Source organism: Pseudomonas sp. PDM25 (genome assembly GCF_019219045.1).
GTDB lineage: Bacteria > Pseudomonadota > Gammaproteobacteria > Pseudomonadales > Pseudomonadaceae > Aquipseudomonas.
This window is the reverse complement of sequence record NZ_JAHUWL010000006.1, coordinates 1-13088: the sequence shown is the minus strand read 5'-3', so window position 1 is coordinate 13088 and position 13088 is coordinate 1. Positions and strand designations below refer to the sequence as shown.

The 13088-nt window shown below is 61.9% G+C and carries 13 protein-coding genes; 10 read left to right on the top strand and 3 right to left on the bottom strand.

The genetic code is table 11. The annotated features are described in order from the left end of the window. Positions 1-29 precede the first annotated feature (29 nt). Positions 30-1871, top strand: coding sequence for a nitric oxide reductase activation protein NorD (locus tag KW848_RS12395; protein WP_218536986.1), 1842 nt, complete (start codon positions 30-32; stop codon positions 1869-1871). Between the two features lie 213 nt (positions 1872-2084). On the opposite strand, the gene KW848_RS12390 is transcribed toward KW848_RS12395, so the two are convergent. Both KW848_RS12390 and KW848_RS12385 read right to left on the bottom strand, forming a co-directional pair. Further along, positions 2085-2285, bottom strand: a complete 201-nt coding sequence (locus tag KW848_RS12390) for a protein DnrP (RefSeq protein WP_218536985.1) — start codon at positions 2283-2285, stop codon at positions 2085-2087. Beyond that, positions 2282-2965 (bottom strand): Crp/Fnr family transcriptional regulator, encoded by a 684-nt coding sequence (locus KW848_RS12385; RefSeq protein ID WP_218536984.1) that lies wholly within the window; start codon positions 2963-2965, stop codon positions 2282-2284. Before KW848_RS12385 ends, KW848_RS12390 begins: the two co-directional genes overlap by 4 nt. 595 nt (positions 2966-3560) lie before the next feature. Here KW848_RS12385 and KW848_RS12380 point away from each other — a divergent pair. Beyond that, a complete protein-coding gene (locus KW848_RS12380) occupies positions 3561-4751 on the top strand; it encodes an NnrS family protein (protein WP_218536983.1) in 1191 nt (396 codons plus the stop codon). A gap of 25 nt (positions 4752-4776) precedes the next feature. Further along, a complete protein-coding gene (locus KW848_RS12375) occupies positions 4777-5217 on the top strand; it encodes a CopD family copper resistance protein (protein WP_111450210.1) in 441 nt (146 codons plus the stop codon). A gap of 75 nt (positions 5218-5292) precedes the next feature. Here the strand turns inward: KW848_RS12375 and ytfE are convergent, their stop codons facing one another. Then, entirely contained in the window at positions 5293-5967 is a 675-nt protein-coding gene (gene ytfE / locus KW848_RS12370; RefSeq protein ID WP_008156268.1) for an iron-sulfur cluster repair protein YtfE, read from the bottom strand. A 156-nt stretch (positions 5968-6123) separates the two neighbouring features. Here ytfE and norR point away from each other — a divergent pair, with 156 nt between their 5' ends. The 7 genes from norR (at position 6124) to KW848_RS12335 (ending at position 12838) form a co-directional block, all read left to right on the top strand. Then, entirely contained in the window at positions 6124-7653 is a 1530-nt protein-coding gene (gene norR / locus KW848_RS12365; RefSeq protein ID WP_111450208.1) for a nitric oxide reductase transcriptional regulator NorR, read from the top strand. Between the two features lie 88 nt (positions 7654-7741). Further along, a complete protein-coding gene (gene pdxH, locus KW848_RS12360; RefSeq protein ID WP_218536982.1) occupies positions 7742-8389 on the top strand; it encodes a pyridoxamine 5'-phosphate oxidase in 648 nt (215 codons plus the stop codon). 225 nt (positions 8390-8614) lie between these two features. Continuing rightward, entirely contained in the window at positions 8615-9169 is a 555-nt protein-coding gene (gene moaB / locus KW848_RS12355) for a molybdenum cofactor biosynthesis protein B (protein WP_218536981.1), read from the top strand. Then, on the top strand, positions 9166-10401 hold the full coding sequence (gene glp / locus KW848_RS12350; protein ID WP_218536980.1) for a gephyrin-like molybdotransferase Glp: 1236 nt from the start codon (positions 9166-9168) through the stop codon (positions 10399-10401). The genes moaB and glp overlap by 4 nt, the downstream gene beginning before the upstream one ends. A gap of 76 nt (positions 10402-10477) precedes the next feature. Further along, positions 10478-11473 (top strand): peptidase U32 family protein, encoded by a 996-nt coding sequence (locus KW848_RS12345; protein WP_218536979.1) that lies wholly within the window; start codon positions 10478-10480, stop codon positions 11471-11473. Positions 11474-11483: 10 nt separating this feature from the next. After that, the gene (locus tag KW848_RS12340; RefSeq protein WP_218536978.1) at positions 11484-12374 is read left to right on the top strand and encodes a U32 family peptidase; all 891 of its coding nucleotides are present in this window, start codon (positions 11484-11486) and stop codon (positions 12372-12374) included. After that, entirely contained in the window at positions 12368-12838 is a 471-nt protein-coding gene (locus KW848_RS12335) for an SCP2 domain-containing protein (protein ID WP_111450202.1), read from the top strand. Before KW848_RS12340 ends, KW848_RS12335 begins: the two co-directional genes overlap by 7 nt. Positions 12839-13088 lie beyond the last annotated feature (250 nt).

The window sequence follows — 13088 nt, the reverse complement described above, 5'->3', positions numbered from 1 at the left end:
TTTTTTGCTTTACAAAAAGGGCAATGACCATGGCCTTTACCGTCGAATTGGAAGAGTGGGTCGGCAGCGTCTGGCATCGCTTCATCACCCGGCGCGCCAGCCCGGACTTCCCCGAAGCACGGGTCGAACTGGCCAGTCAGCAACGACCACTGGCGCTGCTGTTTCGCGCCATGGGCGGCGCCAGTGGCATCGGTGTCGAAGCTGCCAGCGACCGTGATCTGCTGTTGCGACGCAACGTGCTGCAGCAGATCGCCGGCACCTGCAAGCAAGTGCCCTTGGCGTGGTGCGACGAGGCGAACCTGCGTCTGCCGTCGAGCCTGGCGGTGTTCCCTGAAGTCGCGCTGAACGAGGAACTCTATCGCTGGCTTGCATTGCTGGCGGCCCAGGCCGGGCAGATGCGGCACTGGGGTCGGGACAATCAACGCTGGACGCAACAGCTGTTGCGGCGCTATCCCGCGTTGCGTGCCCGGTACAAACGTTTGGTCGATGCCCATCTGCAACTACGCCCGGATCCGGCCACATTGAACACCGGCGAAGCGGCGCTGGAACGAGCGTTATGCCAGGCGCTACGCGAGCCGGGCAGTGTCGAACATTTCCCCCGCAGCGAACGGGCCGCCTGGCCGCTGCCGCTGTGGCTGTACCCACCGCAAAACCTCGCCAGCCCGCAGGCTGCCGACCTCGGTGACGAGTCGGAAGAATCGCTGACGACCCCGCCCGGTGAGCAGAAAGGGGGAAGTAAACGCGCCAAGCGGATCGATGAAGGCAGCCGCGACGGCGGGTTGTTGATCGTGCGCCTGGAGAACCTGTTCAGCTGGACCGAACACGTCGACCTGGATCGCTGGTCAGACGACAGTGAAGACCCGGACGCGGCCAGAGTCGCTGAGGACCTCGACGAGTTGAGCCTGTCGCGCACCCGTCTGCGCAAGGGCGGCGGCCTCAAGCTGCACCTGGATCTGCCACCGGCCGATGTCGACGATATTCCCTTGGGCGAGGGCATCAAGCTGCCAGAGTGGGATTACCGCAAACAGCAGATGCAGAACAGCTTCGTCAATCTGCAAATGATGGTGCCCCGCGACTGCGAGGCGCAGTCATTGCCGCCACGGCTGAAGGCCTCGGCGCACCGTCTGCGCCGCCAGTTCGAGCACCTGCGCAATGATCGCCAATGGCTGCGCCAGCAACCTCAAGGGTCTGAACTGGACATGCAGGCCTGGCTGGATTTTCACGTCGAACGCGAGCATGGCCAGTGTGCGGAACGCGGTCTCTTCATGGAACAACGGCAGACGCGCCGCGACCTGGCGTGCCTGTTGCTGGCCGATGTGTCGATGTCCACCGACGCGCACTTGAACGATGAGCATCGGGTGATTGATGTGATCCGCGACAGCTTGTTGCTGTTCGGCGAAACCCTGTCGGTGCTGGGTGATGATTTCGCCCTGTACGGGTTTTCCTCACTGCGTCGTCATCAAGTGCGCATGCAGGAACTCAAGTCCTTCACCCAGCGTTATGACGACAACACCCGCGGTCGCATTCAAGGGCTCAAACCGGGGTATTACACCCGCATGGGCGCCGCCATCCGCCACGCCACCCAACTGCTGGGCAAGAGCAAACGCCGCAGCAAACTGTTGCTGCTGCTCACGGATGGCAAACCGAATGATCTGGATTTGTATGAGGGGCGCTACGGCGTTGAAGACACCCGCGAAGCGGTGCTGGAGGCGCGGCGCCAGGGGTTGACGCCGTTCTGTATCACGATTGACCGCGAGGCCGGGGATTACCTGCCGTACATGTTCGGCGCCAATGGCTACACCTTGATCCGCCAGCCCGAACAACTACCCCTGCGCTTGCCGCAGTTGTATCGCCAGCTGACCCAGCCGTGATCAACACACCGGGGAAATGGTAGACCTGTGGCGAGGGGACTTGTCCCCGTTGGACTGCGCAGCAGGCCCCTGCGGTCGATGCGCAATCAAGAGGGGCCGCTTCGCGACCCAACGGGGACAAGTCCCCTCGCCACAGGTCCACCCTGTTCCCGGTCCAAACAGGGCTGTGCTTCACAGGCGCGAGGGGGGGGGATTGAACATTGCGGTGAGGCTTCAGGAGATGCTACGCGGCAGCCAGAAAAACATCGTCACGCAGAAGATCGTCAGGCCGATGCAGAACCACATGAATTGGCGCAGCCGGCGTTCCCCCGCCTGTGCCGCCAATGCCGGCAGGGGCATGCCGCATTGGCGGCACTCGGTTTCTTGTGCGGGGTTTGCATGTTGGCAATACAAACAGACGGGCATGGCACTCACTCGAACTGTTCCAGGCGCAGACGATCGAGAATGGCGATCTGGCGGCCGTCCTGGGTGATGATGTTTTCATCGATCAGGCGACGGATGATCCGCGAAAAGGTTTCCGGCTGGATCGACAGATGCCCGGCAATCAATTGCTTGGCCATCGGCAGCTCGAATTGGCTGTCAACGGTTTGCTGGCGCACCAGTTGCGTCAGCAGATAGCGCACGACCCGGTGGGTGGCGTTTTTCAGGGACAGGGTTTCGATTTCGTTGACCCGCTGATGCAGGCGAACGCAGAGCTTGCCGAGCAACGCAAAGGTCAGCCGGCTATTGCTCTGCAGCAGGCGCATGTAGGTGTTGTTGGATATCCGATAGAGCTGAGTCGGGCAGATGGCTTCGGCCGAGGCCACATAATTCGGGGTGTCCATCAGCATCATCGCCTCGGCGAAGGTTTGCCGATCGCCGATCACCTCAAACACTTTCTCCTGCCCATCCGGTGTCAGGCGGTAGATTTTCACCGCACCGGCAATCACGAAATAGAACGAGTCTGCCGGCTCACCCTGGCGGAACAACGGTTCGCCCTTGTCGATGCTCAACAAGTGGCTGGTACTCATCAGTTCATCCAGCTGTTCTTCGTTCAACGGCTCGAACAAGTGATGACTGCGCAGAATCTGGTGATGGACACGATGAAGCACCATAAGAATTCATCCTGAAGATTGAGGAGGGGATAGCGATCAAGTCAAACGAGGCCCAGCGAGACGCCGCTGGCCACCGCCAGAACCGAGGTCAGCACCACAAACCAGGCCAGCGGCTGGATGACTTTTTTCATGACGACTCCTGGGGATCGAGAGGGACCAAGGTTTTTTTGATTGCTGAAAGCGTGAGCAAGACGCGGGCCATGCCTGGAGGCCCTTGTTTATTGGGGGTGTCAAAAGTCAGGGTAAAAAAGACCACAAGGTTTAGGGTTCAAATAACCCTTAAATGGTCATTTGTACCCTGAACCGACCACCCCTGTGGTGAGGGGGCTTGCCCCCGTTCGGCTGCGCAGCAGTCGCAAAACCGGCTGATGCGTTCTATCTGACGTCCCGCTATCACCGGTTTTGGGAGCGCTTCGCACTCCAACGGGGGCAAGCCCCCTCGCCACAGGAATACGAGAAAGCAGCAGGGCACGCCCCTTGCACACTTGATCTGCGACAAAGGCAATTGATCGCCAATACCCGATCATTGCCCCCGGACTTACCTCGACGCGTGTGGGTTGGCGTCAGGTCAGCAGCAAGGTAAAGGAGTGGCTTTATGCAAGTGCTCGACCGCCGTAAAGCGATGGCCATCGCGCCGCTGTTACGTTTGGCCTTTCGGCCATTTTTCCTCGCCGGCTGCCTGTTGGCAGTGCTGGTCATTCCACTCTGGCTGGCCGCCTTCAGTGGTGCGCTGTCCGGCTGGCAGCCGGCGGGTGGCTGGCTGGGCTGGCATCGACACGAATTGCTGTTCGGATTCGGCTTGGCGATCATCGCGGGCTTTTTGCTGACGGCGGTGCAGACCTGGACCGGTCGTCCCGGCCTCAGCGGGCGACCCCTGGCCGCGCTGGCGCTGCTGTGGTTGTTGGCGCGCGTGGCCTGGCTGGTCAATGCGCCGTGGCCGGTGCTCGCGGTGCTGGAATTGGCGTTCCCGCTGGCGGTGGCCGCGCTCATGGGTTTCACCTTGTGGAAGGTGCGGCAGAAACGTAACTACCCGATTGCGGTGGTGCTGTTGTTGTTAGCGGCGGCCGACGGGTTGTCCCTGTACGGCCTCATCGAAGGTCATGAAGGCTGGCAGCGTCAAGGCGTGCTGACCGGCCTCTGGCTGGTGGCGGCGATGATGGGGTTGATCGGCGGGCGCGTCATTCCGTTCTTCATCCAGCGTGGCCTCGGCAAGGTCGATGGCGTGACCCCTTGGCCGTGGCTGGATTGGCTGCTGCTGATTGGCTCTCCTCTCGTGGCGTTGTTATATGCCGCCGGACCTGCGCTTGACCCCAATCTCTGGGTCGGCCTGTTGTTCGCCGTGTTGGCCGCCGGGCACCTGGTGCGTCTGGTTCGCTGGCATGATCGCGCCCTCTGGCACGTGCCGTTGCTGTGGTCGTTGTACCTGGCGTATGCCTGGTTGGCGGTGGCCTGTCTTGCAATGGCGCTGTGGCATTTCGGTGCGCCGATCAATCCGAGTCTGGCGGTGCATTGCCTGACCATCGGCGCCATGGGCGGCCTGGTGTTGGCGATGATCGCGCGGGTCAGCCTGGGCCACACCGGCCGAGCGCTGGAGCCGCCGTCGGGCATGACCCTGGCGTTCATTTTGCTCAACCTGGCGTGTCTGAGCCGGGTCGTGTTGATCCTGTTCTTTCCCCTGCCTGCGTTGTGGCTGGCCGGTCTGTGTTGGGCGCTGGCGTTTGCGCTGTACGCCTGGCGCTACGGGCCGATGCTGCTGCGGGCCCGGGTGGACGGCCATCCAGGCTAAGCAAGCGAACTGACGGAGGCTGCCAGTGTTATATCCCTTTTTACTGGTCACCCACTTACTGGCGGCGATTGCCTTCATCGGCACGCTGTTTTTCGAGGTGGTGATCTGGCACAACGCCCGCCAGCAAGTGGCGGTTACCGCGCAAACGGGCGCCGATCAAGCGATCGCGGTGCGTTCGCGCAAGGTGCTGCATGGCGTGGTGCTGCTGTTGTATGGCGCCGGCATCAGCCTGGCGTGGCAACACCGTGGCGTATTGAGTCAGCCGCTGGCCAGCAGTTTTGGCACGTTGCTGAGCCTGAAAATCATCCTGGCCCTGAGCATCATCGGCCATTACTTCCTGCTGGCGTACTGGCTCAAAAGCGCACGCCTGACCACGACCCGCGCCAGCTGGATTCGCCGCAGCATCCTCGGGCACATGGTGTTGATCGTGATCCTGGCCAAGGCGATGTTCTATTGGCACGGTTGATCGCCCGCCGTCCCTGACAGACAAAACCCGCGTCAACCGGTGGGCTGGCGCGGGTTAGGTGTGAGCGACAATCGATCAATGACGGCGGTTCAAGGCGTTAACAAACAACACGTTGTTTTCCAGATGGATGTGTTGCATCAGGTCATCACGAAACTCCAGCAGCCCACGATACAGGGCGCGCCAGGTATTACAGGCATCGGCCGGCGGGGTGATGTTGTTGGTCAGTGCGAGCAGCTTTTCGAGGGCTTCGCCATGTTGATCATGTTCAAAGCGCAGCACCTGGATCGGCGGCGCGGCCTGAGGGCCGATGCCCTGTTGCAGCATCGGGAACAGCACTTGTTCTTCCTTGAGCATGTGACCTTCGAGTTCTTGTTGCATGTCGGTCAGCAGATCGGCCAGGCCGTTGGGGCAGCTGCTACGCGCACCGTGGACCTGCTCGACGCGACGGGCCAGGCGGATCAGTTCCGGCAGTTGCTCGCGATGGCGGGCGTGATAGCGCGCCAGAAGGTGGGCGATCAACAGCTCCGACGGTTCGCTGCGCCAGTCGTGTTGGGTTTCGCCGGTGTCTTGCAGCCGGTGCAGCGCATCGGCGATCAGCACCGGATCGAGGTCTTTGCCAGCGGCCGCTTCGCGCAGGCTTTTATGCCCGCCACAACAGAAGTCCAGTTTGAAGGTGTGAAAGATCCGCGTGGCGCCGGGAATATCGCAAGCCAGTTGGCCGAGGCTTTGTTCCAGTAGGGTCAGGCTCATCAGGGGGTTCCTTGTTTGGATTTCAACGGTTCCTCAGGCTCATTGCACCCGGCATGCCATCTTTAACGTATTGAAAAACAGAGCTTTATTTTTAGTTGTGGTGATAGGCACCCGGACGCTTTAGGGTGAATCCAACCATAGAGGGTAATAACTACCATGCTGCGAGAAAGCCTGGCGGCCGACCTGATTGTCGAGTTGCCCAATGCTGTGCGGTTGCAACGACTGGTCCAGACCTTGCGCGAATACTTCAACAGTGGCGCCGTGGGATTACTGCGTCTGGATGACGACAGCCTCAGGCCGGTCGCGACGGTGGGGCTGGTGCATGAAGCGTTGGGGCGTCGGTTTGTCATCGCCCAGCATCCGCGGCTGGCGGCGATCATGGCGTCGCGCGAACCCACCTGGTTCGAGCCCGACAGTCGCCTGCCGGACCCCTATGACGGCTTGCTCGACAATCACGCCGGCGAACCGATGCCCGTGCATGACTGCATGGGCGTGAGCCTGTACGTGGAGGGGCGGATCTGGGGCGCGATCACCCTCGATGCGCTGCACGCCGGGACTTTCGACAGCCGTGCGCGGGAAGAACTCAAGCGCTGCACCTTGCAGATCGAAGCCGCCGTGCGAGTCACCCGGCTCGAGCAGGAAAACCGCAGCCTGCGCTTGTCCCGCAGCGATATTCAAGACGTGCGCAGGCCAGCTGATGAAGGCGAAATCCTCGGGCAGAGCGAGGTGCTGCATCTGTTGCTCAATGAACTGGACGTGCTGGCCGATTCCGAGCTGCCGGTGTTGCTGTTGGGCGAGACCGGCGTCGGCAAAGAGCTGTTCGCCCGGCGCTTGCATCGTCTGTCGCGCCGCAGTCATAAGCCGCTGGTGCAGGTCAACTGCGCCGCGTTGCCGGAGTCTCTGGCAGAGAGTGAATTGTTCGGCCATGTCAAAGGCGCGTTTTCCGGCGCCACCAGTGACCGTGCCGGGCGTTTCGATGCGGCCAACGGTGGCACGCTGTTTCTCGACGAGGTCGGTGAATTGCCATTGGCCGTGCAAGCGAAGTTGCTGCGTACCCTGCAAAACGGCGAGATCCAGCGCCTCGGCGCCGACAAGCCGCTGCATGTCGATGTGCGCATCATCGCCGCGACCAATCGACACCTGCCGGACAGCATCCGCGACGGCTTGTTTCGGGCCGATCTGTATCACCGGCTCTCGGTGTACCCGGTGCCGATTCCGCCGCTGCGCGAGCGGGGTAATGACGTGTTGATGCTGGCCGGGCATTTCCTTGAACTTAATCGGGCACGGCTCGGTCTTCGCGGTTTGCGTCTGTCGCCGGCGGCCGAGCGTGCGCTGCTGACTTACAGTTGGCCGGGCAACGTGCGCGAGCTGGAACATGTGATCAGCCGGGCCGCGTTGAAGCAACTCAGTCGCGGCACCAGTCGTACGCTGATCATGACACTGGAGCCTGAGATTCTGGACCTCGACAGTGCCATGGGCGGGCAGGGCGCGGTTGTCGAAAGTCCCTTGGACGTGACGGCTGATGAGCCGTTCCAGCCCCTGGGTGAAGCGGTCGATGATTACCAGCGCAAGAAAATCCTCCAGGCCTTGAGCCTGTCCGGGGAAAACTGGGCCAGCGCCGCGCGGATTCTGGAAGTCGACCCCAGCAACCTGCACAAACTGGCTCGGCGTCTGCGCCTTAAATAAGGTGGGGCGTGCCAAGTGTTGATGGTGATCAAGGTGCTGTTGCGCAGTGTGTCGCACACTGGGCAGAACCTTTTTGGAGATCACCGTCATGCCCCTTTCCCTGGCACAGATGCGCCGCAACTACACCCTTTTTGGCCTGCAAGACGACTCGGCGCTGGAGGACCCGATGGCGATGTTCCGGCAATGGCTGCAACTGGCCCGCGACACCGAACGCGCGCCTGTCGAAGCCAACAGCATGGTGTTGGCGACGGTCGACAGTGAAGGGCGCCCGCACGCCCGGGTCCTACTGCTCAAGGGTTTGAGCGATGAAGGCTTCACATTCTTCGGTAATTACCAGAGCGACAAAGGCCAGCAACTGGCGGCCAACCCACATGCCGCCATGACCTTTTTCTGGCCGGGGCTGGAGCGTCAGATACGTATCGAAGGCCAGGTCTCCAGGCTCGACCCGACGCTGTCGGATGCGTACTTCGATTCCCGCTCACAGGACAGTCGCCTGGGCGCCTGGGCTTCACCGCAAAGCCGGCCACTGGCCAATCGGGCCGAGCTTGAATCGCTGTTGCTACAAACCACCCAACGTTTTGCCGGCAAGACCGTGCCGCGGCCCGAGCATTGGGGCGGCTACTGCTTGCGCCCTGAGCGTCTGGAGTTCTGGCAGGGCCGTGCCGACCGCTTGCATGATCGTCTCGATTACCGGTTGCGCGATGGCGTTTGGCAGCGAAATCGTTTGGCACCGTGATCGATCGTGCAAAGCATGTAGCGACGCAAATCAACTGTGGGAGCGGGCTTGCTCGCGAAGGCGGAGTGTCAGGCAACATCAATGGTGACTGACACACCGCTTTCGCGAGCAAGCCCGCTCCCACAGGTTTTGTACCCTGTGGAGGTACCTCCTTGGAGGAATAGGCTCACCGGGGATTCCGGTTCAGGCTTTATCCCATACCCTCATTCACGGGAAGGCTTGGATATGGCCCATCTGGCGCAACGCACGTTTGAACCCCTGAACATCGCCGTGCTGACCATCAGCGATACGCGCACCTTTGACACCGACACCTCGGGGCAGACCCTGACGGATTTGCTGCAAACGGCCGGGCATGTATTGATCGACCGTGACCTGGTCAAGGACGACATTTATCAGATCCGCGCCAAGGTCTCTCACTGGATCGCCGACCCTCAGGTTCAAGTGATATTGATGACCGGCGGCACCGGCTTCACCGCGCGCGACAACACACCGCAAGCGGTTTTGCCGTTGCTGGACAAACACGTGGAAGGCTTCGGTGAACTGTTCCGCCAGGTGTCCCTGGCGGAAATCGGCATGTCCAGCCTGCAGTCACGGGCATTGGCCGGGATGAGCAATGGCGTGCTGGTGTGCTGCGTTCCGGGCTCGCCCGGCGCGTGTCGAACTGCCTGGAACCAGATCCTGCTCGAACAACTGGACAGCCGCACCGGCCCGTGCAATTTCGCCCCGCATTTGAAACCGCAAGGGCAACGGGCCATCGACGCCTGCGAGACACGCTCATGACCGGCCGGGTGTGCGACCTCGGTAATCTGATGCCGGTGGACGAGGCCATCAGCCGTTTGCTGGATCAGGCACCGCCGCCGCCCCTGGCGCAAAAGATCGGTCTGGATCAAGCCTTGGGGCGGGTGCTGGCGGCGGACATTCATTCCCCGGTCAACCTGCCGGCCTGGGACAACAGTGCCATGGACGGTTACGCCCTCAGGGCCGCTGACCTGCCAGCGGACGGTGGCTATTTGCCGATTGGCGGACGAATTGCGGCGGGTGATCCGGCGTGCTCGCCCTTGCTAGCACAGCAGGCGGTACAGATTTTTACCGGCGCGCCATTGCCGCCGGGTGCCGACACGGTGGTGCCGCAGGAGCGCTGCCGGATCGACGGCGAGCGCGTCTGGTTTCCGCCTGTAAGCGTTGGCGATCACGTGCGCAAGGAAGGCGAGGAGGTGCGCCGGGGAGATCTGTTGCTCCAGGCCGGTAAACGCCTGCGTGCGCAAGAAGTGGGGTTGCTGGCTGGCGCTGGCATTGCGCGGGTCGAGGTCTATCGCCCGTTGCAAGTGTGCTTGCTGAGCAGCGGCAATGAACTGCGTGAGCCCGGCGACTCGTTGGCGCCGGGGCAGATTTACAACAGCAATCGTTACTGCCTCGCGGCGTTGTTGAGTGGCTGGGGCGTCGAGGTGCACGACTATGGCGTGATGGCCGATGAGTTGGCGGCCAGCCGGCATGCCTTGAGCCTGGCGTCCTCGGAATGCGACCTGTTGTTGAGTTCCGGTGGCGTCTCGGTGGGTGAGGAAGATCACCTCAAACAGGCCATCGAGGAACTCGGCAGCCTGGATTTCTGGCGGCTGGCGATTCAGCCGGGTAAACCGCTGGCCTTCGGCGAAGTGGCCGGCAAACCGTGGATCGGTATGCCGGGCAATCCTTCAGCGGCGCTGATTACCGCGTTGGTGGTGGTGCGTCCGTTCCTGCTCAGGGCCCAGGGCGTGAAAGACGTATTGCCGGTGCCAATGACCGTGCCTGCCGGGTTCGACTGGTTGCAGCGCAACAAGCGTCGTCAGTACCTGCGGGCTCGACTGACGTCGGGTGCTGACGGCCAGTTGAGCGTGGAACTGCACCCTCAGCAAAGCTCGGCGATGTTGACCGCCGCGTGTTGGGCCGATGGGCTGGCGGTGATCGAGTGCGAGCAGCAAGTGCTCAAGCACGACAACGTGATGTTCCTGTCCTTCGCCGACCTGATGCATTGATCGCAATTGATTGCCGTCAAGGCTCTGGCTGCCGGTCTCGCTAGACTGGCAGCGCGTTTTTCCATGAGGATTACCCATGCAACTGGTCTGCCCGGCAGGGAATCTGCCTGCGCTAAAAGCGGCGGTACGCGAAGGTGCCGATGCCGTTTATGTCGGCTTTCGCGATGACACCAATGCCCGGCATTTCGCGGGGCTGAACATGGACGACAAACAGTTCGACGCGGCGGTCGCTCACATCCGCCAGCATCAACGCAAACTCTATGTCGCGGTCAACACCTACCCGCAACCCAAGGGCTGGGAACGCTGGCAGCGGGCGGTCGATCGTGCCGCCGATTTCGGCGTGGATGCGCTGATCGCCGCCGACCCCGGGGTACTCAACTACGCCAGCCAGCGTTACCCGCAACTGGCGTTGCACCTGTCGGTACAAGGCTCGGCAACCCATGCCGCGGCGCTGGAGTTTTATGCGCAGCGCTACGGCATTCGTCGCGCGGTGCTGCCGCGGGTGTTGTCGTTGGCGCAGGTGCGCCAGGTCGCTACGAGCAGCCCGGTGCCCATCGAAGTCTTTGGTTTCGGCAGCTTGTGCATCATGGCCGAAGGGCGTTGCCATCTGTCGTCCTACATCACCGGCGAGTCGCCGAACCTGTGCGGCGTTTGCTCACCGGCCAAAGCGGTGCGTTGGAGCGACGACGCCGACGGCTTGAGCGCACGGCTCAGTGAAGTGCTGATCGACCGTTACACCCCTGATGAACCCGCCGGTTACCCGACCCTGTGCAAAGGCCGCTTCCTGGTCGGCGGCAAACGCTTTCACGCACTGGAAGAACCCACCAGCCTCGACACCCTGGACTTGCTGCCGGAATTGACGGCCATTGGCGTTGAGGCGGTCAAAATCGAAGGCCGGCAACGCAGCCCGGCCTATGTCGAACAAGTCACCCGCGTCTGGCGCGCGGCACTGGATGCCCATCGTGGCTCGCCGGGCAGTTTTCGGGTCAAGGAGGAATGGCGCAAGGTGCTGGCCGGTTTGTCCGAAGGCAGCCAGACCACACTGGGTGCTTACCATCGATCATGGCAATGAGGGAGGCGACATGAAGCTCAGCCTTGGACCGGTCCTGTTTTATTGGGACAAAGAGCAACTCAGCAACTTTTACGCCGAGATGTCGGCCTTGCCCCTGGATGTGATTTACCTGGGGGAAACCGTGTGTTCTAAACGCCGGGCCTTTTCACTGGATCAATGGCTGGGGCTGGGGCGCGAGTTGCAGGAATGCAGCCAGGCGCAGTTGGTGATCTCCAGCCTGACGCTGATCGAAGCGGCCTCCGAACTCTCCAGCCTGCGGCGGCTGTGCGACAACGGCCAATTGTTGGTGGAAGCCAACGACATGGGCGCGGTGCAGCTCCTGGCCGAGCGCAAGTTGCCGTTCGTGGGCGGCCCGGCGCTGAATGTGTACAACGGTCATACGCTCGCGCAACTGCTGGACTGCGGGATGACCCGTTGGGTGCCGCCGGTGGAATGCTCGGCGGCGCTGATTGGCGATGTGCTCGATCAAGTGCGCGAACTGGGCCGTGCGGTGCCGGAAGTCGAGATCTTTGCTTATGGGCATTTGCCGTTGGCCTATTCCGCACGCTGCTTCACCGCACGGGCGGAGAACCTGCCCAAGGACGACTGCCGGTTTTGCTGCCTCAACTACCCCGACGGCTTGCCGTTGACCAGTCAGGAAGGGCAGGCGCTGTTCACCATTAACGGTATTCAAACGATGTCAGCGGAGGTGACCAATCTGCTGGCGGATTACACCGGGCTGGTGGCCTGTGGCGCCGATCTGTTGCGTCTGAGCCCTCGTGTTCAGGGCATGGCCGAGGTGATCGCGGCGTATCAACGGGTTTGTCTGGGCGAGACTCCGCCGCTGTTCGTCGACGGTTGCAATGGCTACTGGCATGGCCAGGCCGGCATGTTGCGCGTCGAGGAGGTCGGCCTGTGTTGAATCGTAAGAAGTGGTTGTTGAAAGGCGCCGACCGGTTGTTGCCGCTGGTGCGCCGGGTGCCTTTTGCGGTGCAGCGCCTGGCGTTGCAGCAGGCGCTCAATCGCTGCCTCGCCGGGCCGTTGCGCGATGGCGAGTTTGAAGTGTTGCGTGGGCGTTGGTTGTGTTTGCGGATTCCGGACCTGGGGTTGTCGTGGTTCCTGACGTTGACGCGTGACGGATTGCGAATTGCTGAACGCGCCACGGCGCATGTGACCATCAGCGGTAACTGGCGCGAGTTTTTGTTGTTGGCGAGCCGTCAGGAAGATCCGGACACGTTGTTCTTTCGCCGGCGTTTGGTGATCGAGGGGGATACGGAGTTGGGGTTGGCGTTGAAGAACCTGATCGACAGTCTTGATCCTGATGTGTTGCCTGTGTGGTTGTGGCGCAATCTGGAGCGGGCGGGGAAGGGGTTGGCGGCCGGGTAGCTGAGCTGTGTTTTTGGTCGGGGTACATATCCATTTTTGTGGTAACGGCGGCTTAGGGGGCCGCCCTTACGGCGGGTCACTTGGAAAAGCGCCAAGTAACCAAGCGCTCTTGCCCCTGACGTACGGTGCCTCGCTGTGGCTCGGCATGCCCTCGCTCCGGTCCTGCTCCGTGGGCCCGCCGCCATCGGCCATCCATGGCCGGGGGCGGCTAACCCGGCATCCATGCCGGGTTGCCCACTGCGCAGAACCT